This is a genomic window from Corynebacterium gottingense, assembly GCF_002285125.1.
GTDB classification, from domain to species: Bacteria; Actinomycetota; Actinomycetes; order Mycobacteriales; family Mycobacteriaceae; genus Corynebacterium; species Corynebacterium gottingense.
In genome coordinates this window covers 71,698-95,884 of sequence record NZ_NSGN01000005.1, presented here as the reverse complement: position 1 = coordinate 95,884, position 24,187 = coordinate 71,698, and the positions used below count along the sequence as shown (strand labels likewise).

Sequence of the window (24,187 nt, the reverse complement as noted above, 5' to 3'; positions counted from 1 at the left end):
CAACGAATTCGCATGCGTGGCTGGCCGCTGACTTACAGGCCGGTGTTGATCAGCTGCTGCTGGGCGCGCGCCGCGGCTTCGTTCACGCGCGCCTCGGGCAGCTCGCCCGACTGCACGGCGGCGACGACCCCGTCGATCACCTGCGGCACGTCCGCGCCCGAGGACCAAAGCGCCTGGTCCGCGCCCGCCGCGATCGCGCGCTTGACCGCCTCCGGCGTCGGTGCGTAGTCCAGGATGCCGCGCATGCCGGAGAGGTCGTCGGTGACCACGACGCCCTCGAACGGGACGCCGCCCGGGTAGTCGCCGTCGCGCAGGATGCGGTACGCCTCCGGGTTCAGGGAGCTGGGCACGCCCTCCGGCCCCATGCCGGGGACGATCATGTGGCCCATCATCACGCTCGAGCGCGGGAAGCGCTGCAAAAGCGGGCCGAACGGGCGCATGTCCAGCTCGCGCACCTGGTCCAGCGGCGGCGTCACGGCGAGCTGGTGATGCGTGTCGCCGGAAGCGCGGCCGTGGCCGGGGAAGTGTTTGAAGGTGGGGGTGACGTTGGCGTCGATAAGCCCCTGCGCAAACAGCGTGCCCACGCGCACGACCTCGTCCGGGTGGCCGCTGAACGCGCGGTCGCCGACGATGTCCAGGCCGGAGACATCAAGGTCCAGGAGCGGGGCGTAATCCACGTTGACGCCGCGCCCGCGCAGGGAACGGCCGATGTCGTAGCCGGTGCCCCGAATGACCTCGGGCGGGCGGGCGGCCAGCTCGCGCGGGGCCATGAAGCTGCCCATCACGTCGGTGTGACGCTGGACGCGGCCGCCCTCGAAGTCGATGGCTACGGAAAACGGGTGGTGGTACTGCGCGCGCAGCGCCTCGATGTTGTGGCCCTGCGCGGTAAGCAGCGCGGGGTCGGCCCAGCTCGGGATGATCAAGCCACCGACGCCCTGGTCGAGCGCGGCGCGGGCCTGCGCCTCGTTGGTCACGCCGACCACCATCAGCGACGCCACCCGCGCGCGCAAGTCCGCAGGGACGCGCTGCTGCGCCGGGCTTTGCGGCGCGCTCGGGGCCGGCTGCGGGGCGGGCGGGACGACCGCGGCGGGCTCCTCTGACTGTTCTGACTGTGCAGTCTGTGTGGGTTCTTGCGGGGCCGTGTCGTCGTGCTCGGGGCGCGCGGTGAGGGCGGCGACGAGCAGCGCCACGGCGAGCACGCCGCCGACGCACACGGCGACCGCCCGGTTCCGCTGCAGCATCTTGGACACGCGCGCCCCCTTTGAGTTGGAAGAAACGGTACCAGTGTAGTCGTGCTGGTAGGCTCATGCGCATGTCCCACCAAGTTCTGCGCCTGCCTGCATCGTTGCCGCGCCGTGCCGCCAACCCGGTGATCGCCTCCGCGGTCGTCGGCGCCGTGCTCGGGGTGGTTGGCGTGCTGGGCGTCGCCTCCGTCTCCGGGCAGAGCACCGTGCCCGAGGGCGGGGCCGTGGCTGCGGACGATGCCGTGCTGGGCGGGCCGGAGTACGGCTCTCGGGAGTAGCCGTTGCGCGCACACATTGGCGGCTGGGTGCTGCTGGCACTCACCGTCCTGCTGCAGCCGCCCGGCCGGGTCGCCGCCGACACCAAGCTGGACCTCTCCGTCGACCCGGCGCGCTTCCTCGCCCGCGCCACGCACGCCTACACCGACGAGTTCCCCCTGGGCCAGGTGCAGAACCAGGCCTACGGCTACCTCTTCCCGCAGGGCCCGTTCTTCCTGCTCACGCACTTCGCCGGGGTGCCGGAGTGGGTGGCGCAACGCGCCTGGTGGACCCTCCTTGTGTGCCTGGCGTACTCGGGCGCACTGATCCTGGCGCGCCGCACCGGGGTGCGCGGCCGCGTCCCGCAGGTCACGGCGGCGCTGCTCTACGCGCTGTCGCCGCGCATCCTTACCACGCTCACCGCGATCTCCTCGGAGGCGTGGCCGGTGGCGCTCGTGCCGTGGACGCTTATCCCGCTCGCCCGGGCCCGCCCGCGCGTCGTCGGCGCGGTGCTCGCGGTCGCGGCGATGGGCGCGGTCAACGCTACGGCCACCATCGCCGCCTGCGTGCCCGCGCTCATCTGGCTGTTGTGCCGCCGCGAATACGCCCGCGCCGCCTGGTTCGCCCTCGGCGCGGCGGCGGTGTCCGCGTGGTGGATCGGGCCGCTGCTGGTGCTCGGCCGCTACTCGCCGCCGTTTACGGAGTTCATCGAGTCCGCCTCCGTCACCACCGCCTGGCTCAACCCCGTGGAGGTCCTGCGCGGCGCCACCAGCTGGGCGCCGTTCGTGGACGCCGAGCGCACCGCCGGCTTCCTCGTCGTCGGCGAGCCCGTCTTCGTCCTGGCCACCGCGTTCGTGGCCGGCTTCGGCCTCGTCGGCCTCGCGCGCCGCAACGTCCCGTGGCGCAGCACGTGGGTGGTCATGCTCTGCCTCGGGTTCGCCCTCTTCTGCTCCGCGCATTTCTGGGCCCCGCTTCTCGACGGCCCCCTCGCCCCCTTCCGCAACCTGCACAAATTCGACCCACTCGTCCGCCTCCCCCTGGCCATCGGCGTGGGCCACCTCCTCGCCCGGATCAACCGCCCCCGCGCCGTCGGCGTGGTCCTCACCGCCGCGGTCGCGGTGGCGCCGGCGTGGTCGCTGCGCCTGCTCCCCGACGGCACGTGGACGGAGATTTCGCCCGAGTGGGTCGCCGCCGGCGAGTGGCTGGAGGAGCACGCCGCGGGCACCCGCACGCTGGTCGTGCCGTCGGCCTCGTTCGCCCGCCAGACCTGGGGCTGGACTCGCGACGAGCCGATCCAGGCGCTGACCAGCACCCGCTTCGCGTTCCGCGACGCCGTCCCCCTCGCCGACCCGGAAGCCATCCGGGGCCTCGACGGCCAGGTGCGCGCGGTGGACCCGGAGGCGCTGCGCGCCATCGGCGTCGGCGCGGTGGTAGTGCGCCACGACCTGGAGACCGGCCCGCCCGCCACCACCGCCCCGCCGGTAGACCCCGCCTACGCGGCGCGCAACCTCGGCGAGCCCACCGTGAGCTTCCGGGACGAGGGAGACGACACGGGCGTCGACATCTACCTCCTCGAGCCCCAGCGCGACGCCATGATCACAGACGCGGAACCGGTCACCGTCGACGGCGGCGGCGAGGTCCTCCCGCTGCTGTGGGCGCGGTGGGGGTACTTCCCGGCGCGGCTCGTCGATAGGCATGCGAACGTGGTCACGGACACCCCGGCGCTGGCCGAGCGCAACTACGGTACGCTCCGCGGCGCGCAGTCCGCGCCACTGGCGCAGGGCGAGGGCGGCAACGTGGGCAACCGGCTGCCCGACTACCCGTCGGCCGGCACGCGCGTCGGTGTCGCCGAGGACGGCGGGCAGGTGCGCGCCTCCTCCTCCGCCGCGGACGCGAACGCGTTCGGCGGGGCGGTCGCCGGGGCGTCGCTGACCAGCGCCTTCGACGGCGCCCCGGAGACCGCGTGGTGGCCCGCGCCGGGCGACCGCCACCCGTGGATCGAGGTGCCGCCGGTGGCGGAGTCGCTCACGCTCACCGCAACGCGCACCACCACCGTGGAGCTCACGGGCGGGGCGCAGCGCCGCGTCACCCTCGTCGCGGGCGAGCCGCGCACGATCCGCGCGCCTGGCACCACGCGCATCGGGCTCACCGAGCGCGCCGGCATCGCGGAGGTAGACGCGGGCGTGTCCCGCACCGTGGAGGTCCCCGGCACTGCCGACACCTACTTCTTCCAGCGCCACTTCCCCGAGACGCAGATGATCCAGCGCCGCTTCACCACCGCCGTCGACGCCACGTGGCACCTCGACGCGCCCGCCACCATCGACGGCACCCGCTACCCCGCCGGCCCCGTCCACCTGCCCGCGGGCCCCCACGACCTGTTCACCCGCCGCGACGCCGTCGCGCTCACCCGCGGCGAGGCGCCGACACCCAATTGGTCCCCGCTCCCCGACACGCTCGCCCCCGCCGACCACGCGCGCACCATCATCACCACCCGCGCGTTCAACTCCGGCCTGCGCGCCACCGTCGGCGGTCACGCGCTCGAGCCCACGCTTATCGACGCCGCGACCCAGGCCTTCACCGTCCCCGCCGGAGCCTCCGGCGAGTTCCGCATGTACTTCGCCGGCGAGGCGACCTACCGGTACTCCCTCCTGCTCGGCGGCGCGTTCAGCGCCCTCGTCGCGCTGGCGTGCCTGGTGGCAGTGGTGCGCAGGCGGGGCGACGGCGGCATGGCCGATCCGCCGGAGCTGCCCCGCGTCGACCGCGCCGCGCCGCTGCTCGCCACCGTCGCCGTCGTCGCCGCCGGCCCGGTCGCGGGGCTCGTCGCCGCGGTCTCTGCGTGGGCTATCCGGCGCTTCACCGTACTGCCGTCCGCGTGGCTATCCGGTGGCGCGCTGGTGGTCGCCGGGCTGGTGCTGGCGAGGGCCTCGTGGCCGTCGGCAAGCTATGCGGGCGCTACGCTCCTGCCGGTTGTGGGGTGCTTCGCGGTGGCGTGCCTGGCGTGGCCGGACCGCGACGAGTAGCCAGCGCCGCGCGCACCACCCGCGCGCCGGGCACCTCCACGAGCTCGTAGGAGACGTAGCCCACGGCCAGGCTCGCGGCCGCCGTCACCCCCAGGACCAGCCAGAAGTGTCCGCCGAAGACGGGCACCCCGAGCACCGGAAACACCAGGTCCAGCACCGCCATGTGCCACAGGAACACGGAGTATGACCAGCGCCCGGCCAACATCGCGGGCCGCGTAGACAGCAGCGTCCCACCCTCCCTCGGCCCGAGCGCGTAGGGCGCGACGAACAGGGCGGCGAAGAGCGCGCCGAGCAGGACGCGCACGTTGAACTCGACCGGCGTGGGGTGGATCAGCCCCTCCGGTCCGACGACCCCGGCGAACCACGCCACCGGCATGGCCAGCAGCGGGAACGGCCAGCGCGGGCCGCGATAGCGCACGCCGGCGCGCTCCAGTTCCGCGCAGACAAGCCCCACCGCGAACCAGGGCGCGTACGACGGCGGCCAGATCTGCAGGTTGACCACCTCCGGGTTGGAGAGCGGCTGGATGAGCCACGGCCAGGCCAGCCCCGCCACCACCGCCGCGGCGAGCACCCTCCTGCGCGCCCGCCCGCCGCGCGCCAGGTACAGCGGCAGGACCAGGTAAAACGCTACCTCCACACACAGCGACCACATCTGGGTCAGCCCCGCGATCAGCCCATCGGGCACGTAGATCTGCAGCATGAGCAGGTTCGCGACCGCCTGGCCCACGCCCACCCCGCTTAAGGCGGGCAACGCGAGCAGGGCCACCACCACGCACACCACGTACGCGGGCGCGATGCGCGCCGCTCGGCGCGCGAGGTACCCGGGCCGCGGCCCGCGCCGGGCGAGGACGAACGCGGACAGGGCGTAAAACACGGCGACGAAGTAGTCGAAGCGCGCGAGCAGTGGCGAGTGGTTCGCGGTTTGGAAGGCAACGTGCGTGGTCAGGATCCCGAGGGCGGCGACGGCGCGCAGGCCCTCGAGTTCCGGCAGTAGGTTAGAGTTTCGAGTGTGGTTTTCGGTGAGCTTTTCGATGTGGACATTGTAAAGAAGCGCAAACTTGCGTGGGCGGCGGGCATCGCCGTCGGCGCGCTAGCGTTCAACATTGCATCGCCGATCGTCATCGCACACCAGCGCACCATGCCCACCGGCACGTACGCGATGACCTTTGACGGCCCCGACGGCGAGCACTTCACCCGCACGACGACGTTGGAGAAGTCCACGGCCACTGACCCCACAACGGGCAAGGACAAGGACATCTACACGCTCTCCACCGAGCAGACGGGCCCGAACGCGTTTACTGATTCCTTCCAGATCAACCGCACCACCGCCTTCCCGGAGAAGGACCGCCAGGGCCTCGGCGCCTACCTGCCGTACCGCCCGGAGCGCCGCTCGTACCCCTACTTTGACCCCGGCGCGCAGGCCACGGTCCCGCTGGACTACCTCGGCCCGGGCTCCGTCGGCGGCCTGGACACGTACCAGTACCGCGCCACGCTGCCCGATGGCACCCAGCGCACGGTCAATGCGGAGCGGCGCACGGGCACGCTTGTCGACGAAACCTGGTCCCTCCCCTCCGGCGTCTGGGCGCTCAATGACGCCTCCAAGTCCGCGGCGGTGGACCGCGCCCGCAGCGAAACGACGTGGCTGCGCGCGCTGCAGATCATGGCGCTGCTGACCCGGTTCGTCGCCGCAATTGCAATCGTGTGGGCGTTGGTGCTCCTTGCGCGCCGCCGCTAAGTATCTGCTGCCCGCCTACGGCACCCTGCTGGTGCTGGGCCTGACCTGGCCGTTTTTCCTGCCCGGTGAGGCGTTTGCGCTCCGCGACATGATGGTGCTGCCCGACATGGCGCTCACCCGCGCCTCGCTCGGCTTCGGCGACCTGCCCGCCCGCAACGTGCCACAGGACGCGCTGCTGGGCCTCGTCCCGTTCCCGGTCCTGCTCGTACGCGTGCTCGTCATCGGCGCGGCCGCCGCCGCGGCCTTTGCCGGCCACCGACTGGGCACCCACCCGCTGGGTAAGGCGGCGGCGATGACGGTGGCGGTGTGGAACCCGCTGGTCATCGAGCGTCTGCTGCAGGGCCAGTGGTCGCTCGCCGTCGCCGCGTGGCTCATTCCCCTGGTCGCGCTGGGTGGAAGGGCGGGTCCGGTGGCGCAGTGGGTGGCCTCGTTCACTCCCACTGGGGCGATCGCTGCCGCCTGCTTCGTGCGCGACCGGGCGGGCGTGGTCGTCGCGGTGCTGGCGTGTGCGCCGTGGGTGGTGGCGGGTGCGCTCGCTACCGGCGGCGGGACCGCGACCCCCGAGAGTGCTGCGGCGTTCGCGCCGCGCGCGGAACAGTACGTGGGCACGCTTGGCGCGCTCATGGGGCTGGGCGGCATTTGGAACGGGGCGGCGGTCCCGGCTTCGCGCGAGGTCGGCTTTGCCCTGTTCGGTATTCCGCTGTTCGTGCTGCTCGGGCTGGGGTGGCGTGCGGTTCCGCGCCGCTGGCTGGCGTTGGCGGCCGCGGGTTTCGCTATCGCGCTCGCGTCCTGGGCGGGCCTGACCAACCCCGTGGTCACGCACGTACCCGGTGGCGGTTTGCTCCGCGACGCGCAGAAGTGGCTCATCCTGGCTATTCCGGCGTTCGTCGCGGCGGCGGGGGCGCTGACCCCGCGTCGCGCCGCGGCCGCGTTGGCGTGTGCGCTGTTGCAGGTGCCGGACGGTGCGGTGAGCGTCGCAAAGCTGCGCCCCGCCGCTGTCGAGTGCCCGGCGGTGGAGGCCGCGGGCCGCGATGTGTATTTCGCTGAGCGTGCGCCGCTGACGCTCGTGCGTGGCGAGCCGACCGTCGATGCGGCGCCGAAGTGTATGAATGTCGTGGAGTCCGGGGCTTTGCTTGTCGACGCCACCCTCATCGATCCCCCATCGCCACGGTGGGTCGCGGCGCGCGAGGCTGTGTCGGAGGAGCCGGTCGATGTGGCGCGGCTGTGTGAGCTCGGGGTGGGGCTGGTGGTGTACCCGGACGGGCGGGTGCTGGAGACCGGCGCACCCGCGCGCGGGCTGCCGCCGGTGGGGATTGCGCTTTTCGCGGGTTACGTCGCGTCGTTAGGCTACGCGGTATCTGCGGGGAGGCGCTCGCGCAGCTCGGCGGCGAAGGTCTCGGGGTCGGGCACGGAAACGGCGTAGTCGCCGTCTGCGGTGTTGATGCGTACTGTCGGGCCACCGACGGAGTAGCACTCAGCGCCGTCGACCTTCCGTGGGCCGCTTAAGTGCGGTGGGGAGAACATCCAAGACCACACGCTCGGTTGCGGGCCTGCCTCTTCGACGCCGGTGATCCGATCCAGCGGGATCGCGGTTTCTCGGCCTGCAAGGCGCAGCTGCAGGGCGGAGTTACCTCCACGGTCGTCAACGCAGACGTGCAGCGTGATGCGCGAGTAAAAGAAGGCGTAGGCGGCGAAGCATGCCAGGAGAATCCAGCTGAACGGATCGGAGCGGAATCCACCTACGAGGGGCACCACCATCACCGTGGCCACAATCAGGATGGCCAAAGGGACGCCGTTTACCCTGCGGTCTCGTTCCAGGTTGGTCATGTCACAAGCGTAACAGTGTTCACACTTATTTATATTCACGCATATATGGATCACTGAAATTTCGTAGGCAAACCCGCTTACCAGCGTATATTCCGTTTTTAGTTGGCCCACTCCAATAAATGAGCAGACCCAATCATTGAAATCCTTGCATGATTAAACCCACGCCACTAAAGTTAACCGCAGATGAACAAAAGGTTACGTACCCGGTAGTCCGGGGGAACTACCCCAAGACACAGCAAAGGAGACCCTCATGAAGGACATCAACAACATCGACTTTTCTATTATCCGCGAGCGCGCACTGCGCAACATCCGCGAAGACCTTATCGCCGAGTGGTCCGACCGCTTCGACGCCGAAGAGATCGGCTTGGCCTTCGATTCCATTCTCAAGGCGCACCGCGACAGCGCGACCTTAGACCACTTCATCCCGGTCCTGGTCGAGGCTGAGATGAGCGCGCGCCTGCGCTCCGGCAACTTGTGGCCCGCCACTGCTGCGTAAACGTCGCAGACACAGGCGTCGCGTACGCGAGCCGCAAGCACAGCACAACCGCAGCCCCCTCCCCGCACAACGCGGGCCGGGGGCTGCGGTTTTTGCTATACTGTCCTGCTACATGCTGTCGGTAGCGGGAACCCCGGGCCGCGGCGTGCGTCTTAGCGAACACTCACCCGCGCCAGCCCGGGTAAGGCTGGAGACTCTGATCAGGCCCTTTGCCGCACGGCCACCCCTTGCATTGTGACGCGGCCTGCATCGAGCACACGAGCACTCCCCACCAGGGAACGCACAGATAACTGAGTATTACCGCAGTGTTGGAAGACGCACTCCCGCCACACCCGGGACCCGTGAGGGTTGGGATACGGGGACGCATACGCAAAAAGGAAAGGGGCCACCATGTTGCTTGCAGAGGCACTCGCACAACGCGCCGAGGCGCAGCACCGCCTAGACGAGCTGCGCTCCCGCCTGGTTGAGCAGGCGCGCGTGCAGGAGGGCGACGAGCCCGCCGAGGACCCAGCCGAGCTGCTCAAAGAGGCAGCGCACGTGCTGGAACAGATTGAGGTGTTGGTGCGCCGCATCAACCACACCAACTCGGTCACGCCTTTCGAGGGCGACGCCACGCTGACCGACGCAATCGCGCGCCGCGACGCGCTGGTCCGCGCGGGCCGCTTCTACTCCGCGGTCGCGGACTCGGCGACGGCGCGGATCGACCGCTACTCGCGTTCCGAGGTGCGCTACGTGCCCACCGTGGATGCGGCCGCACTGCGCAAGATGTCCGACGGCGCTGCCAAGGAGTACCGCCAACTGGATACGAAGATCCAGCAGCTGAACTGGGCCACTGAGCTGCGGTAACTAGCGCTTGGCGCCAACCACGCTGCGCAGCACCGCGGCGAACTTCTCTCCCGTTGCCGCCCACGAGTACTTTTCCGCCCGCGCCTGGGCGGCGGCGCCGAGGCGGCGGCGCAGTGGGGCGTCGACAAGCAACTGCTCCACTGCCTGCACAAACTCGGCCTTTGTATCGACGAGCTGGCCGGTTTCGCCGTCGATGATGGAGTCGTTGACGCCGCCGGCGCCGCGGTAGCCGACCGTCGGCACGCCGTGCTGCGCGGCCTCAATGACTGCGATACCCCACCCTTCCTTCGCGCTCGGCATGAGGTGCAGCGCCGCGCGCGAGAGGATCGCGTGCTTATACGCGTCGTTGACATGCCCGTGGAAGCGGATCTCCGCCCGCCCCGCCGCGTACTCGCGCAGTTTATCCTCCCACCAACCGGAACCGAGGATGTCCAGCACCACGTCCTCGTGCCCAGCCACCGCGTCGATCGCGTGCTCGATGCGCTTGTGCGGCACGAGCCGCGACAAGGTGACCACGTGCACCTTGCCGTCGTCGGGCACCACGGGCAGCTCGTCCGGGATCGGATCCACGCCGTTTTCCACAATCGCAATGTCGCGATCGCGCACGCCGAGCGCCACCAGATCGCTTTTCGACGCCTCGCTCACCGTCACGTACCGCGCACCCCGGTACACCCGCGGCGCCACCTTGGACTCCAAAAACCAACCCAGCCGCCCGATGACGGGGCCCGCCACCGGCCACTGATCCTTGTGGCAGTGGTGCGTGAGCAGCACGACCGGGCGGCGCGTGAACATGCGCGCGAAAAATGGGATCCCGTTTTGCGTATCCACGATCACGTCCGGCCGGTTGCGCCAGATCGACAGCGGCGCCAGCGCGTACACGCCGTACTTACCGCCGGCGCGCTCGAAGCGGATGCCGCCACGAGTGCTGCGCCGCGGCGCATCGGTGTGGCTCGAGGTGCGGAAAATGACCTCGTGGCCCTGCGCCGCGAGGTACTCGCCAACGCGTTCCAGGTAGCGTTCGCTGCCGCCACCCTGCGGGTGGGTGGAGTCGCGCCAGCACATCAGCAGTATCTTCATTGCTATGTACCGTACCCGCCGCCTCGCCACCCTGGCGCGTTCGCTGCGCCTTCTGCGCTCGTTTGCCTACGAGCAGTTCCGCCCCGCCGTGTTCTACTCCGGCTTGGCGCGCGACACCCGCTCGCTTCTCGACGCCCTGTGGCAGGACACCACGTCCCCCAGCCCAGCCGGCCTCACCGGCCGTGCTGTGTTGGACGTCGGCGGCGGCCCCGGCTACTTCGCCGATGCTTTTTCGGACACTTTCTACATCGGCATGGAACCCGACGTCTCCGAGCTTTCCGCCGCAGGGTTATCGGGCTACGGCGCGGTGCGCGGCGACGGGGCGCACCTGCCCTTTGCCGACGGCTCATTCGACCTCGTGTACTCCTCCAACGTGGCCGAACACATCCCCAACTGGCGCGCCATGGGCGAGGAAATGCTGCGCGTGGTCAAACCCGGCGGGCTGGTCGTACTGTCTTACACCGTGTGGCTAGGCCCCTTCGGCGGCCACGAGACTGGGTTGTGGGAGCACTACGTTGGCGGCGAGTTCGCACGCCGACGCTACGAGCGCACTCACGGAAAACCGCCCAAGAACGTGTGGGGCACCTCCCTGTTCGCGGTCTCGGCCCGCGAAGGGCTCAAGTGGGCGGAATCAACCGGCCGCTTGCTCACCGCCTTCCCGCGCTACCACCCGCATTGGGCCTGGTGGCTCACGCGCGTGCCCGTCCTGCGTGAGTTTGCGGTAACGAACCTGGTGCTCGTCTTGCGGGGCTAAACTATCCTCACACTCACGAAAATCCGATGAAAGGTAGGACCTCATGCAACTCCCCGCCCAGCTCCAGCGCGCCCTCAAGGGCCTTCCCCTCGATCCGCAAGCGGCCGGGGCAATCGCCGTCGCCGCAGTCACAGCCGTCGCGCTGATTGTGGGGGCAGTCCTCGGCACCATGCCATCTGCTGCCCCAACGGCCGCACCTCAGGGCAAGAAGTCCGTGATCCAAGTCGTTACCGCCGACGGCGCGTCCGCCGGGGTGTGCGCGATCGGCGGGCTGCGCCAAGAAAAGGTGCACTATACCGACGAGGATTCCCTGTACTACTGGGAACTTCAGCCCGGTGAGGAGCGCATCACCGCGTCGTGCCCGAGCGTGGCGGCCTTGTCTTCCGGCAAACGTCGCTTGGAGGGCAAAGCAACCGTCGAAAACTTCGACGCACCGCAAGTTGTCAAAATCGTTGTTCAATAGTGGCGATCAAGAGACGTACAAGGAGTATCGTGGAACCGCAGTCCCACTTCACTTCCGAATTTGCGGGATCGGCTAACACGACGCGGCGACACGTCACGATTGCATACGCTTTCCTCTCAGTCGCCCCTTAGACCGCAAACACCGTCTACCCGGTTTGGCTGCCCCCGCCCGGGAACCATTTTGGGGCTTCGGCCGGTTCCGGTCGACCGACATGGCGTTTCCCTAGGTCGCGACCGCTGTCTACGAAGAAAGTTCCCAAGACCACCGCCTCTTCGCACCAGATTCCAGGTTTTCGGCGAGCGGGTTAGCAAAACCCCAGGTCGCGCAAACCTCATGCAGGAATTTGGTGTGCGCCCGGCCTACCATCACGCCTCAAAACCGTTTAAAGCGTGCGCTTAAAAGCGAGCGATGCAGGTCGCGCATTTTCAACCGACCCCGCCGATTTCCGGCGACCAGCATCGCACGCTTTAAACACCTCGACCGGAACAAAACCGCCCGACCACACAGGTCAACGACGGCGTGGGGTACGCAAGGTGAATCTGAAATTCATTGGGCTCCACACGTAATTTGACCCGTGCCCATGAGGACACGGATCAAATTACGCTGGAAAACTCTCACGCAACAAGCGTGTGATCTACCAGTTCTGGAGCAAGCGGGCCCCTAGTGGCGACTGCAACGTCACCTTCATGGAGGAAGTGGAACTGATCAGGATGCACTCGTCAGGCGATCCTGGAATATTCCCTTCGTACACCCGAACTTTTACTGATGTTGCGGTTTCCGATGTCTCTGCACGGTATCCGTAGCAAGTTTCGGTTCCGGCGGGGAAGAACACGCGTATTTGTGTGGGGCTGATTACTTGGTAGCCCGACCATTTGACTTGACGCTCATTTTTGAGATCGTTGCGCGCCTCCACGTCGGAGGGTTGTTGCCGCGTTTTGTGGACGATCCCCATTGCGCTGCTGAGTTCGTCGCCGACAGGGGTGGCTGAGACTATTCCTACCGCACTACCCACCACCGCCAACACCGCTAAAATAGCGCCGATCAAATGTACATTTTGTGCGTTCAGCCCCACGTTTATGCCGAATTTAGATAATATGCCAGACATATTCGCTCCTTACTTCACTGGCCGACTTGCCGTTGAATCAGCTTCTTCTCCGATGAATGATTCCTGAGCATGGACTGCCACTGGCGCCACAGCCATGGCCAGACAAGCCGATGATGCCAGGACTGTAGCCCGGTTGAAGATCTTTCTGATATGGGAGTTGAGATACATGACAGCTCCTTGGGTAGGGATGAAGGCTGCGTTCGTATGAGATAAACACATTATAACGACACCATCACGAGCGTTACTCTTTTTCAATATTGTGATATGTGACATAGTTTACCTTTGGGACTGACATCGAAAATACATATGCACCCCACCTGCGGTGACTCTCGTTGAATGCCTACCCAGAACAGTTCCACACCAAGACGGATCAAACCACTACCTTCCCTACGCAGGGCAGATTACGGGCGCGCCTGAGACTGGGTCGTAAAGGACGCGGGCTTCGATGCCGTAGACGTCTTGGAGGAGTTCGGGGGTGAGCACGTCGAGGGGTTCGCCGTGCGTGATTACGCGGCCGGCTTTCATGACCAGGAGTTCGTCGCAGTAGCGGGCGGCGAGGTTGAGGTCGTGGTGTTCAGAAGACTGAAATGGTAGCGGTGTGGTGAGTATCTGGTAGCGCCTGAGGGCTGTCCGCGCCGCAGCTCACGGCAACGTGGCCATCGCAATGCAAAGCTCTGAACGAATGCTGCGCATGTTGCGCCCACAGGTCACACAGGATGCTAAGCAACACCTGAAGGATATAGATATGTCTGAAGAGGAGCGTGCGATCGTCCTGATGATTAGCAAGGGTTATACCAATTGGCAGATTGCACAGCGCCTCAACTACGCAGAAATCACCATCAAGAAGAAGGTCTCTGCTCTCCTCCGGGAATACGGAATGCAGAACAGAGCAGAGCTAGCGACACTTGCCGCAAAATTCGCATAACAAAAGGCCCGCCAATCGGCGGGCCTTTCCTCATGCGCGAGGGCTAGCTGCGCGCTGCCTTCACGCGCTCAGCAAGCTGGTCGAGCTGGTCGAACAGTTCCTGCGGTACGCGGGAGCCGAGGCCCTCGAGGTAATCGCGGCCGTCCGCCACGTCGTGAGCCCACAGCTCCGGATCCGGGTAGAGCGCCTCCTTGACATCCTCGGCCGGGGTGTCCAGGCCGGTCAGGTCCAGGTCCTCCACCCGTGCGGTGTGGCCAACCGGGGTCTCCTCGGCCCCGACCTTGCCCTCGATGCGCTCCACGACCCACTTGAGCACCCGGGAGTTCTCGCCAAAGCCCGGCCACAGGAAGCGACCGTCCTCGCCGCGGCGGAACCAGTTGACCAAGAAGATGGACGGCAGACGGTCGCCACCGCGCTCGCCCATGTCCAGCCAGTTCTGGAAGTAGTCACCCACGTTGTAGCCGATAAACGGCAGCATCGCCATCGGGTCGTGGCGCAGGGAACCCACCTTTGCTTCCGCAGAGGCAGCGGTCTGGCCGGAGGAGAGCATCGCGCCGATGAGGGTACCGTGCTCCCAGCTCAGCGCCTGGGTGACCAGCGGGACGGTGTCCGGGCGACGGCCACCGAACAGGATTGCGTCCAGCTTCACACCACGCCAGTCGTCGAACTCCGGCGCAGCGGTCGGGCACTGCTTGATCGGTACGCAGTAGCGGGAGTTCGGGTGCGCCGCCTTCTCGGCGGAGTCCGGGGTCCAGTCGTTGCCGCGCCAGTCGATGAGGTGGGCCGGCGGTTCGCCGTCCATGTCCTCCCACCACACGTCGCCATCATCAGTGAGCGCAACGTTGGTGAACAGGGTGTTGCCCGGCTCCATGGAACGCATCGCGTTCGGGTTGGACGTGTAGTTCGTGCCCGGCGCAACGCCGAAGAAACCGTTCTCCGGGTTCACGGCATACAGGCCGTCCTCCTTGAGGTGCAGCCACGCAATGTCGTCGCCCACGACCTCGGAGGTCCAGCCCTCCAGCGTCGGGGTAAGCATGGCCAGGTTGGTCTTACCGCACGCCGACGGGAACGCCGCAGCGACGTGGTAGTTCTTGCCCTCCGGGCTGGTGAGCTTGAGAATGAGCATGTGCTCGGCCATCCAGCCCTCTTCACGCGCCATGACGGAGGCGATACGCAGCGCGTAGCACTTCTTGGCCAGGATGGCGTTGCCGCCGTAGCCGGAACCGTAGGACCAGATCTCCTTGGTCTCAGGGAACTGGGAGATGTACTTGGTGTCGTTGCACGGCCATGCAACGTCCTCTTGGCCCGGCTCGAGCGGAGCGCCGACGGAGTGGAGGCAGTGGACGAACTTGTCGCCCTCAATCTTGTCCAGGGCCTCCTGGCCCATGCGGGTCATGATGCGCATGGATATGACCACGTAGGCGGAGTCGGTGAGCTGGACGCCGAGCTTCGGATCCGGATCACTAATCGGGCCCATGCAGAAGGGCACCACGTACATGGTGCGACCCTTCATGGAACCGGAGAAGTGCTCGAGCATTTCCTCCTTCAACGCGGCCGGCTTCATCCAGTTGTTGGTCGGGCCGGCGCCCTCCTCTTCCTCAGTAGAGATAAAGGTGCGGGACTCCACGCGGGCAACGTCGGAGGGGTTGGAGCGAGCCAGGAAGGAGTTCGGGCGCTTCTCCTCGTTCAGCTTGAGCAGGGTGCCCTTCTCTACCAGCTCTGCGGCCAGGCGGTCCCACTCCTCCTGGGAGCCGTCGGCGAAGACCACTTTGTCGGGCTGGAACAGCTCGACCGACTCGTTTACCCAGGCAATAAGTGCTTCGTTGTCGGTTGGGGCCGGGCCCTCCAGGCGGTTCACTGCAGTGGTCATGTGCTCTCCTTCATAGTTCACGTCCGCTTTGCGTCCCCGCACATATCCTCGGGATTTCCAGCGTATCTGAATCGCGGGCGCGCCGGATAAAATCCACGTTTTCCCAGGTAGAACGCTACACCATGGAGTGACGCAAACCATACATTCGCGTGCGAATTTGCGGCCGACGCATCCCCTTTTGGGGGTATACGACCGCCGTAAAACAAACCCGGAACTGCGCAGCTTACTGGGCAAACGGGGGACCGCGCGGGGGTCAAACGGACACCGTTGCCCGACCTGCGTAGCGCCTCCCCCTGGAATGGGGTGGCAAGGGGGGCGTCGATAAGCGCGCGAAAGCTCCTCACAAACTTGCGTCACTGCACGTCATGTGGACAATAAACACAATGAATAACGCTGATTTTTCCCAAACTCCCCGCGAGGGGACTGGCGAGCTGCCCGCCGGGCGCCCGCTGCAAACTGACTTTGGCACCGGGCTGGACTACCCGCGGCTCGGCTCGGTGACCTTCCGCCGCGGCACGCTCACCGACAACCAGGAGGCCCTGTTCAACGAGCACTGGCCGCGCCTCGGCCGCGTGCTCACGAACGAGACGGACGGGCACATCGACGTGGACGAGTGGTTCGGGCGCGCGGGCCACCCCACGATTGTGGAGATTGGCTCCGGCACCGGCACCTCCACCGCCGCGATGGCGCCGCTCGAGGCGGACACCAACGTGATCGCGGTGGAGCTGTACAAACCCGGCTTGGCCAAGCTGCTCGGCGCGGTCGTGCGCGGCGGGATTGAGAACGTCCGCATGGTGCGCGGCGACGGCGTGGAGGTGCTGGCGCGCATGTTCCCGGAAGCCTCGCTCGACGGCGTGCGCGTGTTCTTCCCAGACCCGTGGCCCAAGGCGCGCCACCACAAGCGGCGCATCATCCAATCGGGCACACTCAACCTCATCGCCACCCGCCTCAAGCCCGGCGGGGTGCTGCACGTGGCCACCGACCACGCGGACTACGCCGAGTGGATCGACGAGCTGGTGGATGTGGAGCCGCTGCTGGAGTACAAGGGCTGGCCGTGGCCGGACGCCCCGCTGCTGACGGACCGCCAGGTGATTACTAAGTTTGAGGGTAAGGGCCTGAACAAGGACCACGTGATCCGCGAGTACCTCTGGGAGAGGAAGTAACCAATGGTTCTGCAGGACAAGACGCACCCGTACACCGAGGGCGCACCGGCCGGGCCGGAGTCCTACCTGCTGGTGTGGGACGCGCCGAACCTGGACATGGGGCTCGGCGCCATCCTGGGTAGCCGCCCCACCGCCGCCTACCGCCCCCGCTTCGACGCGATCGGCCGCTGGCTGGTCGGCGAGGCGGACGAGCGCTCCGCGGAGACGGGCACGCAGGTCGAGCCCGAGGCCACCGTGTTTACTAACGTCTCCCCCGGCAACACCGAGGCGGTGCGCCCTTGGGTGGAGGCGCTGCGCAACGTCGGCTTCGCTGTCTTTGCCAAGCCGAAGGTGGACGAGGATTCGGACGTGGACCAGGACATGCTGGACCACATCGAGCGCCGCTACGAAGAGGGCGTCCTGCGCGGCCTCGTGGTCGCCTCCGCGGACGGGCAGAACTTCCAGGAGCGCATCGAGGAGCTCGCCGCCGAGGGCATCCCGGTGCAGGTGCTCGGCTTCCATGAGCATGCCTCGTGGGCCGTGAACTCCGACGCGGTGGACTTTGTGGACCTGGAAGACATTCCGGGTGTGTTCCGCGAGCCGCTGCCGCGCGTCAACCTGGACCACCTGCCGGACGGCGGCGCCTGGATGCAGCCGTTCCGCCCGCTGTCGGCGCTGCTGCACAACCGCGACTAAGGAGGCCTCCCTCGTGTTTTACAGGTGGGGCCGCGTCGCCTTCCGCCACCGCCGGGTCATCCCGCTGGTGGTCATTGCCATCATCCTGGTGATGCAGGTCCTCTTCGGCGCCAAGCTGGGCGACCGCCTCTCGCAGGAGGGCTGGGAAGACCCCGGCGCCGAATCCACGGCCGCCGCACAGATCGAGCAGGACACGTTCGGCCGCGACAACGCCGGCGATGTCATCGTGCTCGTCTCGGCCCCCGGTGGTGTGCAGGACAAGGCGCTTATCGACGCCGCGAATTCCCAAATCTCTGCCCTCCAGGACAATCACCCGGAGCAGATCGACCACGTCACCAGCTACTTTGCCAAGCCGAACCAGCAGCAGGTGACCGCGGACGGCACCCAAGCGTTCGCCGCAATCGGGCTGAAAGGTGATGGGGAGCAGACGCTCAAGGACTTCCGCGCGATCGAGCCGGACCTGCGCGCCATCGAGCTGCCCAGCGACGCGACCGTGCAGATCGCGGGCGCAACCGCCGTGGCCGACGCACTGGATGACGGCATGGCCAACGACATCGCCCGTGCTGAGAAGGTCGGCCTCATCTTTGTGGCCGTCATCCTGCTCTTCGTCTTCGGCGGCGTGGTCGCCGCGGCGATGCCGCTGATCGTGGGCATCCTGTCCATCCTTGGTTCCCTGTCGCTGCTGTCCGTCCTGGCGCAGTTCCAGCAGGTCAACATCTTCTCCCAGTCCGTGATCACGCTGCTGGGCCTGGGCCTGGCCATTGACTACGGCCTGTTCATGGTCTCCCGCTTCCGCGAGGAGCTCGACCGCGGCCTGGACGTGGAAGAAGCGGTGGCGGTGACCACCACGACGGCGGGCAAGACGGTCTTCTTCTCCGCGCTCATGGTGGGCGTGGCGCTGTCCGGCCTGCTCATGTTCCCGCAGGCGTTCCTCAAGTCCGTGGCATACGGCGCGATCAGCGCGGTCGTGCTCGCCGCGGTGATCTCCGTGGCGGTGCTGCCGGCCTTGTTCAGCATGCTGGGCACACGCATCGACATGTGGTCGGTGCGCCGCACCAGCCGCAAGGCCCGTCGTTTGGAGGATACGGTTTGGTACCGCATCCCGGCGTGGGCCATGCGCAACTCCAAGAAGGTGGTCGTGGGCATCACCGCCCTGTTGTTCCTCATCACCACCCCGATGGTGGGCATCACCTTCGGCGGCATCAACGAGTCCTACCTGCCACCGCCGCAGGAGACCCGCCAGTCGCAGGACGCCTTCAACGAGGCGTTTCCCGCCTTCCGCACGGATCCGGTGAAGCTGGTGGTGACCGGGGCGTCGAACGAGCAGCTGGGCAACATTGTCATGCAGACGCGCCAGGTCTCCGGCCTGGCGTCGCCGCTGAAGCCCTCGCACCCCACCCAGGACGGCACCACGATCCTCTCCGCCCCGCTGGCAGACCGCAACGGCGGCCAGGAGGTCGTGGACCAGCTGCGTGGCCTGGACGTCCCGGAGGGCGTGCAGACGTACGTCTCCGGCACACCGGCGATGGAGGTCGAGTCCATCGAGGCGCTCCTCCACCGCCTGCCGTGGATGGCGCTGTACATGGTCGCCGCGACCTTCCTGCTCATGGCGCTCCTCTTCGGCTCGCTCATCCTGCCGGCCAAGGCCGTGATCATGAACGTGCTGGGTATCGGCGCAACGCTCGGGTTCCTTACCGCGGTGTTCGTGGGCGGTGTCGGCTCCGGCCTGCTCAACTTCACCGCGGGCCCGCTGATGAGCCCGGTGCTCGTGCTCATCGTGGCCATCCTCTACGGACTCTCCACGGACTACGAGGTCTTCCTGGTCTCGCGCATGGTGGAGTCCCGCCACAACGGCGCGTCCACCGACCAAGCGATCAAGGAGGGCACGGCACACACCGGCGGCATCATCACCGCTGCCGCCGCCATCATGATCGTGGTCGCGGCCGCCTTCGCCATGAGCGACATCGTGATGATGAAGTACATCGCCTTCGGCATGATCTTCTCGTTGGCGCTCGACGCCACGATCATCCGCCTCCTGCTCGTCCCCGCGGTGATGCACCTGCTGCGCGAGGACAACTGGTGGGCGCCCCGCTGGGTCAAGCGCGCCTACGCCTCCCTCGGTGAAGGCGGCGAGAGCAGCGCGGGCACCGCGGGCAGCCAGCCCGCGCCTGCCGCACCCGCGCAGCCCGCCGACGACCCGGAAACCCACCCGGGCCGCGCCGGCGTCTCGGTGGAAGAGAACCACGAACTCGTCCCGTTCCGCGAGCTCATGCGCCAGCTGGAGGAGCGCAAGGCCCTCGAGTACACCCAAAAGCGTGAGCTCGAACGGTAGCCGCGCGCAGGTGATGCGGTGGGTGCGCTGGCTTGCGCCCGTCGTCTTGCTCGCACTCCTCGTCGCCGCGTTCTGGGAGGAGCTCGACTTCCTCGCGGACTCGTGGCGGGCCCTGCGCCGCGCCGTCGCTCATGCGCCCGGCCCGATCGCCGGTGCCGTCGTCGCCGCGTTTGGCGCGATTGTCGCCATGGCCGCGGTGATGAAGATCCTGCTCAACGTCGACGCCAAGCGCACGGACATGGCGCGCACCACGGCGCTCACACTCGGCTCCAACGCCTGGTCCACCACCCTGCCCGGCGGCCCCGCGCTCTCCGCGTGGTTGACCTACCGCGTCCAACGCTCCTGGGGCGCGTCCCCCGGCCTGTGCGGCTGGTTCTTCGTTATCTCCGGCGCGCTTTCCACGGTGTGGATGGCGCTGATCGGGCTCGCCGCCGTCCTCTTCCTCGGCGCCGACCTGTCCGCGGCTACCTTGTGCACGTCGATCGTGCTCACCGTCCTCGTCATCGTCGCCATGTTCTGGGCCACCCGCCACCCGGCACTGCTGACCCGCTGGACCCGCTTCCTCCCCGGCTCCGTGCGCGGCAAGGTCGCCGACGTGATCACGCAGGTCTCCCAGATCCGCATGACCGCCGGCCAGTTCTTCTCCTCCGCGTTCTTCTCCCTGTGCAACCGGCTCTTAGACGTCGTGGTTTTCTACTTCTGCGTCTGGTCCGTCGTCGGCGACGCGCCCGGACTCCACGCGGAGCTCAACCGGGCGAGCCTCATGGGGGTCACGCTCGCATTCATCATGACCAAGCTCGCCGGCGCCGCCCAAGTCACCCCGGGAGGGGTCGGCACCGTCGAGGCCGCCGCTGCCGCCTCACTCGTCGCTGCGGGCATGACGCTTGTCGACGCCACCGCCGCCACCCTCATCTACCGCATCATCTCCTTCGCACTCATCACCGCGATCGGATGGGTCGTCCACCTCGCCTGCTACGCCGGTCGTGGCTACATGCTCGGAGCGCCGCGCGACTAGGCGCGCTCCCCCCGCCGCGCAAAGTCCAGACGACAGGTCTATCGTGCAACACATGAGCGTATCTGATGGTCTCGCAAGGTCCCTCGCTGGCGTGCGCAGCGTCGACGGAGAACGAGTCACTCCAGTGGGCTGGCATGCGCACAGCCAGGGCGTGGAGACCCTGCTGGCGAGCTTCCGGCAGGTCCCCGCGGGCGAGCGCGTCCGCCTGGCCAAGCGCACGTCGAATTTGTTTCGCAAGCGCGTCGAGCCCGGCGCTGGCCTCGATGTCAGCGGCCTCGGCGGGGTCATTGCCATCGACCCGGTTGCTAAAACCGCGGATGTCCAGGGGATGTGCACGTACGAGCAGCTTGTCGACGCCACCCTGCCCTTCCACCTCGCACCCCTGGTCATCCCCCAGCTGAAGACCATCACACTCGGCGGCGCCGTCTCCGGCATGGGTGTGGAGTCCACCAGCTTCCGCAACGGCCTGCCACACGAGTCTGTCATCGAGATGGACGTGCTCACCGGCACTGGCGACATTGTGCGCTGCTCACGCGAGGAGAACGTGGACCTCTTCCGCGCCTTCCCCAACTCGTACGGCTCCCTCGGCTACGCGGTGCGCCTGAAGATCGAGCTGGAGTACGTCGCGCCGTACGTGGAGCTGCAGCACGCACGCTTCCACTCCCTGCGTGACTTCCAGGAAGCGCTCAGCGCCGTCTCCGCCTCCGGATCGTGGGACGGCCGCACGGTGCACGGGCTTGACGGCGTAGCCTTCTCCCCGGAAGAGCAGTACCTGGTGCTCGCCTTCCAGGCCGACGACGCCCCGGGCACCTCCGACTACACGCGCGACGCGATCTTTTACCGCTCCCTACAGCACCCCGAGGGCATCACGCACGACTTCCTCACGATCCGCGACTACATCTGGCGCTGGGACACCGACTGGTTCTGGTGCTCGCGCGCCTTTGGCACGCAGCGGCCGAAGGTGCGCCGATTCTGGCCCCGCGAGCTGCGACGCAGCGCCTTCTACTGGAAGTTGGTCGGGCTGGACAAAAAGTACGATCTGGAATACCGCTTCCTCAAAAAGCCCAAGAACCTGCCGCGCACCGAGCGCGTCGTGCAAGACATCGAGGTCACCGACGCACACGTCGCCGAGTTCCTCGACTGGTTCTTCCAAGCCAGCGAGATCGAGCCCGTCTGGCTCTGCCCCATCAGGTTGCGCAGCGACTCGGCTGCGCTCTCACAGCTTGGTCTGCCTGAGCACGCCCCGTGGCCGCTCTACCCGCTCGAACCGGGCACAACCTGGGTCAACGTCGGGTTCTGGTCGGGTGTGCCCGCCGACCACGTCTCGCCCGCCCAGGAGCCGGGCGCCTTTAACAAGGTGATCGAGCGCAAAGTAAGCGAGCTGGGCGGCCACAAGTCGCTCTACTCCGAGGCCTTCTACGACCGGCCCGAGTTCGAACGCCTCTACGGCGGCGACCTGCCAGAGCGGATGAAGGCCACGTACGACCCGGACCGACGCTTCCCGGGCCTGTTTGAAAAAACTGTCAACAACGCATAGCGCACACCGCAGCGCACAGGAGAAGAAAGCACATGAGCAAGTTCGTACCAATGACCGTGGCCGACATCGTGGATACCCTGTTCCCCACGTACAACCCGTTCCGCTGGGAAGCGTTCGACGGGTCCTCCACAGGGCCGGTGGGCGCGGAGCACACGGTGCGCGTGAACAGCCCGGAGGGGCTGTCCTACATCGCCACCGCACCTGGCGACGTCGGCCTGGCGCGCGCCTGGGTCACCGGCGGACTCGGGGTCGAGGGCGAGCACCTAGCACACCCGTACGCGGTGTTTGATAAGCTGCGCAACCTCTACGCCCATTACAAGCGCCCGACCCCAAAGGAACTCTGGCGCATCGTGCGCTCCTTGCGCGGCATGGGTGCGTTCCAGATCCAGCCCGTGCCGGAGGCGGAGCAGGCCTCCTGGCTTGAGCGCACCGTTCGCGAGGGCCTCGCGCCCCACTCCAAGGAGCGCGACGCGGAGGTCATCTCCTCCCACTACGACGTGGGCAACGACTTCTACGAGCTGTTCCTCGGCGAGTCCATGGCCTACACCTGCGCCTACTACCCCACCGAGGACGCCAGTCTGGACGAGGCCCAGGAAAACAAGTTCCGCCTCGTCTTTGAAAAGCTCCACCTCAAGCCGGGCGACCGCCACCTGGACATCGGCTGCGGCTGGGGCACGATGGTGCGCTACGCCGCCAAGCGCGGCGTGAAGTCACTCGGCGTCACCCTGTCCAAGGAACAGGCCGAATGGGCACAGGCGAAGATCAAGGAGGAGGGGCTCGAGCACCTCGCGGAGGTGCGCCACCTGGACTACCGCGACGTCTCCGAGTCCGGCTTTGACGCGGTCTCCTCCATCGGGCTCATGGAGCACATCGGGGTACAGAACTACGCCTCCTACTTCGACTTCCTCTCCAGCAAGCTGCGCCCGGGCGGCGTGATGGTCAACCACTGCATCACGTTCCCGGACAACCACAAGACGAACAAGGACGATTTCATCGGCCGCTACATCTTCCCGGACGGCGAGCTCACCGGCTCCGGCACTATCGTGCGCAAGATGCAGGACCACGGGTTCGAGGTTGTCCACGAGGAGAACCTCCGCTTCGACTACATGCGCACGCTGCGCGATTGGTGCGAAAACCTTAAGGAACACTGGGACGAGGCGGTCGAGCTCGTCGGGCTGAACACGGCCAAGCTCTGGGGCATGTACATGGCGGGCTCCGAGTGGGGCTTCGAGCACGACATCGTGGAGCTGCACCAGGTGATGGGCATCAAGCTGGATAGCGAAGGCTCCCGCGCCGGCACGCCCGAGCGCCGTTGGTGGAACGACTCGGTATTCTAGGCGCGGCGTGCAAGGCGCGGTGTTTTCAGTACCGCGAGGCGCTAGCATGGCGGCATGAAGAAAACGATTTCGAAGCCGTACGCTATCGCCGCCGACTACGTCGCTATCGCGGTATTTGCACTGCTCGCGCGCGCCGCGCACCAGACCGAGGAGATGCCGTTTAACTTCACGGGCTGGCTGTCCACCCTGTGGCCATTCGCCCTGGGCGTGACCCTCGGCTGGCTCATCGCCCGCGATAACAAGGGCGGCATCATCTGGCCGGTCACCGTGATCACGGGCCTGGTGATTTGGGGGATCCGCAACCAGTCCATCCCCCACTGGTCCTTCATCATCGTGGCCACCGTGATGTCCGCGCTGCTCATGCTCGGCTGGCGCGGGGTGGCCAAGCTGGTGGCAAAGAAGGCTTAGAAGCTCGAGCCAAAGTTGTACATCGGGTCGCCGGTCTGGATGCCGTTGACAAACCAGACGAGCATGCTGATCAGGTCGCCGGCGAGGTCGAGGGTGGAAGAGA

The 24,187-nt window shown here is 67.1% G+C and carries 22 protein-coding genes; 16 read left to right on the top strand and 6 right to left on the bottom strand.

Annotated elements, in window-relative coordinates; translation table 11 throughout:
* Window positions 1–32 precede the first annotated feature (32 nt).
* A complete protein-coding gene (locus tag CKJ82_RS06400) occupies window positions 33–1,241 on the bottom strand; it encodes a glycoside hydrolase family 3 N-terminal domain-containing protein (protein WP_095537541.1) in 1,209 nt (402 codons plus the stop codon).
* Window positions 1,242–1,312: 71 nt separating this feature from the next.
* Here CKJ82_RS06400 and CKJ82_RS06395 point away from each other — a divergent pair, with 71 nt between their 5' ends.
* Both CKJ82_RS06395 and CKJ82_RS12100 read left to right on the top strand, forming a co-directional pair.
* Complete coding sequence (locus tag CKJ82_RS06395) at window positions 1,313–1,522, top strand: DUF2613 family protein (RefSeq protein ID WP_095537540.1); 210 nt, start codon at window positions 1,313–1,315, stop codon at window positions 1,520–1,522.
* A 3-nt stretch (window positions 1,523–1,525) separates the two neighbouring features.
* The gene (locus CKJ82_RS12100; protein WP_095537477.1) at window positions 1,526–4,519 is read left to right on the top strand and encodes an alpha-(1->3)-arabinofuranosyltransferase domain-containing protein; all 2,994 of its coding nucleotides are present in this window, start codon (window positions 1,526–1,528) and stop codon (window positions 4,517–4,519) included.
* On the opposite strand, the gene CKJ82_RS06385 is transcribed toward CKJ82_RS12100, so the two are convergent.
* Window positions 4,452–5,492, bottom strand: a complete 1,041-nt coding sequence (locus CKJ82_RS06385; RefSeq protein ID WP_095537476.1) for an acyltransferase family protein — start codon at window positions 5,490–5,492, stop codon at window positions 4,452–4,454. The genes CKJ82_RS12100 and CKJ82_RS06385 overlap by 68 nt on opposite strands.
* 36 nt (window positions 5,493–5,528) lie before the next feature.
* Between CKJ82_RS06385 and CKJ82_RS06380 the strand changes: the two genes are divergently transcribed.
* Together CKJ82_RS06380 and CKJ82_RS06375 are read left to right on the top strand one after the other, a co-directional pair.
* Window positions 5,529–6,254: a porin PorA family protein gene (locus CKJ82_RS06380; protein WP_095537475.1), complete on the top strand. Its 726-nt coding sequence runs from the start codon at window positions 5,529–5,531 to the stop codon at window positions 6,252–6,254.
* Window positions 6,238–7,677, top strand: coding sequence for an MmpA family trehalose lipid delivery protein (locus CKJ82_RS06375; RefSeq protein WP_205691390.1), 1,440 nt, complete (start codon window positions 6,238–6,240; stop codon window positions 7,675–7,677). Before CKJ82_RS06380 ends, CKJ82_RS06375 begins: the two co-directional genes overlap by 17 nt.
* On the opposite strand, the gene CKJ82_RS06370 is transcribed toward CKJ82_RS06375, so the two are convergent.
* Window positions 7,602–8,081: a hypothetical protein gene (locus CKJ82_RS06370; protein WP_133064029.1), complete on the bottom strand. Its 480-nt coding sequence runs from the start codon at window positions 8,079–8,081 to the stop codon at window positions 7,602–7,604. The genes CKJ82_RS06375 and CKJ82_RS06370 overlap by 76 nt on opposite strands.
* Before the next feature lie 250 nt (window positions 8,082–8,331).
* On the opposite strand from CKJ82_RS06370, the gene CKJ82_RS06365 reads away from it, so the two are divergent.
* Together CKJ82_RS06365 and CKJ82_RS06360 are read left to right on the top strand one after the other, a co-directional pair.
* Entirely contained in the window at window positions 8,332–8,577 is a 246-nt protein-coding gene (locus CKJ82_RS06365; RefSeq protein WP_095275703.1) for a three-helix bundle dimerization domain-containing protein, read from the top strand.
* Window positions 8,578–8,967: 390 nt separating this feature from the next.
* Window positions 8,968–9,423: a DIP1984 family protein gene (locus tag CKJ82_RS06360; protein ID WP_095537473.1), complete on the top strand. Its 456-nt coding sequence runs from the start codon at window positions 8,968–8,970 to the stop codon at window positions 9,421–9,423.
* On the opposite strand, the gene CKJ82_RS06355 is transcribed toward CKJ82_RS06360, so the two are convergent.
* Window positions 9,424–10,500, bottom strand: a complete 1,077-nt coding sequence (locus CKJ82_RS06355) for a glycosyltransferase family 4 protein (RefSeq protein WP_095537472.1) — start codon at window positions 10,498–10,500, stop codon at window positions 9,424–9,426.
* 4 nt (window positions 10,501–10,504) lie between these two features.
* Between CKJ82_RS06355 and CKJ82_RS06350 the strand changes: the two genes are divergently transcribed.
* Together CKJ82_RS06350 and CKJ82_RS06345 are read left to right on the top strand one after the other, a co-directional pair.
* Window positions 10,505–11,254: a class I SAM-dependent methyltransferase gene (locus CKJ82_RS06350; RefSeq protein ID WP_095537471.1), complete on the top strand. Its 750-nt coding sequence runs from the start codon at window positions 10,505–10,507 to the stop codon at window positions 11,252–11,254.
* Between the two features lie 43 nt (window positions 11,255–11,297).
* Window positions 11,298–11,717 carry a hypothetical protein gene (locus tag CKJ82_RS06345; protein ID WP_095537470.1) on the top strand — a complete coding sequence of 140 codons (420 nt, stop codon included), beginning with the start codon at window positions 11,298–11,300 and terminating at the stop codon, window positions 11,715–11,717.
* 634 nt (window positions 11,718–12,351) lie between these two features.
* Here the strand turns inward: CKJ82_RS06345 and CKJ82_RS11630 are convergent.
* Entirely contained in the window at window positions 12,352–12,822 is a 471-nt protein-coding gene (locus CKJ82_RS11630) for a hypothetical protein (protein WP_133064028.1), read from the bottom strand.
* Between the two features lie 745 nt (window positions 12,823–13,567).
* On the opposite strand from CKJ82_RS11630, the gene CKJ82_RS06340 reads away from it, so the two are divergent.
* On the top strand, window positions 13,568–13,747 hold the full coding sequence (locus CKJ82_RS06340; protein ID WP_165765396.1) for a response regulator transcription factor: 180 nt from the start codon (window positions 13,568–13,570) through the stop codon (window positions 13,745–13,747).
* Between the two features lie 43 nt (window positions 13,748–13,790).
* Here the strand turns inward: CKJ82_RS06340 and CKJ82_RS06335 are convergent, their stop codons facing one another.
* Window positions 13,791–15,617, bottom strand: a complete 1,827-nt coding sequence (locus CKJ82_RS06335) for a phosphoenolpyruvate carboxykinase (GTP) (RefSeq protein WP_095537468.1) — start codon at window positions 15,615–15,617, stop codon at window positions 13,791–13,793.
* 383 nt (window positions 15,618–16,000) lie between these two features.
* Between CKJ82_RS06335 and trmB the strand changes: the two genes are divergently transcribed.
* From trmB to CKJ82_RS06300, 7 genes are read left to right on the top strand one after another with little or no spacing between them, the layout of a single operon-like run.
* Window positions 16,001–16,780, top strand: coding sequence for a tRNA (guanosine(46)-N7)-methyltransferase TrmB (gene trmB, locus CKJ82_RS06330; protein ID WP_095537467.1), 780 nt, complete (start codon window positions 16,001–16,003; stop codon window positions 16,778–16,780).
* Between the two features lie 3 nt (window positions 16,781–16,783).
* A complete protein-coding gene (locus CKJ82_RS06325; RefSeq protein ID WP_095275712.1) occupies window positions 16,784–17,455 on the top strand; it encodes an NYN domain-containing protein in 672 nt (223 codons plus the stop codon).
* Between the two features lie 13 nt (window positions 17,456–17,468).
* Window positions 17,469–19,787: an MMPL family transporter gene (locus CKJ82_RS06320; RefSeq protein WP_095537466.1), complete on the top strand. Its 2,319-nt coding sequence runs from the start codon at window positions 17,469–17,471 to the stop codon at window positions 19,785–19,787.
* Window positions 19,771–20,802, top strand: a complete 1,032-nt coding sequence (locus CKJ82_RS06315; RefSeq protein WP_240510712.1) for a lysylphosphatidylglycerol synthase transmembrane domain-containing protein — start codon at window positions 19,771–19,773, stop codon at window positions 20,800–20,802. Before CKJ82_RS06320 ends, CKJ82_RS06315 begins: the two co-directional genes overlap by 17 nt.
* Window positions 20,803–20,854: 52 nt before the next feature.
* Window positions 20,855–22,339 carry an FAD-binding oxidoreductase gene (locus tag CKJ82_RS06310; RefSeq protein ID WP_095537465.1) on the top strand — a complete coding sequence of 495 codons (1,485 nt, stop codon included), beginning with the start codon at window positions 20,855–20,857 and terminating at the stop codon, window positions 22,337–22,339.
* Between the two features lie 32 nt (window positions 22,340–22,371).
* Complete coding sequence (locus CKJ82_RS06305; RefSeq protein ID WP_095537464.1) at window positions 22,372–23,676, top strand: SAM-dependent methyltransferase; 1,305 nt, start codon at window positions 22,372–22,374, stop codon at window positions 23,674–23,676.
* A gap of 54 nt (window positions 23,677–23,730) precedes the next feature.
* Window positions 23,731–24,084, top strand: coding sequence for a DUF3054 domain-containing protein (locus CKJ82_RS06300; RefSeq protein ID WP_240510711.1), 354 nt, complete (start codon window positions 23,731–23,733; stop codon window positions 24,082–24,084).
* Window positions 24,085–24,187 lie beyond the last annotated feature (103 nt).

Bases quoted from the DNA above. Each gene is read 5' to 3' on its own strand.
- CKJ82_RS06335 (WP_095537468.1), bottom strand. From the start codon at position 15,617: ATGACCACTGCAGTGAACCGCCTGGAGGGCCCGGCCCCAACCGACAAC.
- CKJ82_RS06355 (WP_095537472.1), bottom strand. From the start codon at position 10,500: ATGAAGATACTGCTGATGTGCTGGCGCGACTCCACCCACCCGCAGGGT.
- trmB (WP_095537467.1), top strand. From the start codon at position 16,001: ATGAATAACGCTGATTTTTCCCAAACTCCCCGCGAGGGGACTGGCGAG.
- CKJ82_RS06365 (WP_095275703.1), top strand. From the start codon at position 8,332: ATGAAGGACATCAACAACATCGACTTTTCTATTATCCGCGAGCGCGCA.
- CKJ82_RS11630 (WP_133064028.1), bottom strand. From the start codon at position 12,822: ATGTCTGGCATATTATCTAAATTCGGCATAAACGTGGGGCTGAACGCA.
- CKJ82_RS06310 (WP_095537465.1), top strand. From the start codon at position 20,855: ATGAGCGTATCTGATGGTCTCGCAAGGTCCCTCGCTGGCGTGCGCAGC.
- CKJ82_RS06400 (WP_095537541.1), bottom strand. From the start codon at position 1,241: ATGCTGCAGCGGAACCGGGCGGTCGCCGTGTGCGTCGGCGGCGTGCTC.
- CKJ82_RS06360 (WP_095537473.1), top strand. From the start codon at position 8,968: ATGTTGCTTGCAGAGGCACTCGCACAACGCGCCGAGGCGCAGCACCGC.
- CKJ82_RS06350 (WP_095537471.1), top strand. From the start codon at position 10,505: ATGTACCGTACCCGCCGCCTCGCCACCCTGGCGCGTTCGCTGCGCCTT.
- CKJ82_RS06325 (WP_095275712.1), top strand. From the start codon at position 16,784: ATGGTTCTGCAGGACAAGACGCACCCGTACACCGAGGGCGCACCGGCC.
- CKJ82_RS06345 (WP_095537470.1), top strand. From the start codon at position 11,298: ATGCAACTCCCCGCCCAGCTCCAGCGCGCCCTCAAGGGCCTTCCCCTC.
- CKJ82_RS06370 (WP_133064029.1), bottom strand. From the start codon at position 8,081: ATGACCAACCTGGAACGAGACCGCAGGGTAAACGGCGTCCCTTTGGCC.
- CKJ82_RS06300 (WP_240510711.1), top strand. From the start codon at position 23,731: ATGAAGAAAACGATTTCGAAGCCGTACGCTATCGCCGCCGACTACGTC.
- CKJ82_RS06340 (WP_165765396.1), top strand. From the start codon at position 13,568: ATGTCTGAAGAGGAGCGTGCGATCGTCCTGATGATTAGCAAGGGTTAT.
- CKJ82_RS06395 (WP_095537540.1), top strand. From the start codon at position 1,313: ATGTCCCACCAAGTTCTGCGCCTGCCTGCATCGTTGCCGCGCCGTGCC.
- CKJ82_RS06305 (WP_095537464.1), top strand. From the start codon at position 22,372: ATGAGCAAGTTCGTACCAATGACCGTGGCCGACATCGTGGATACCCTG.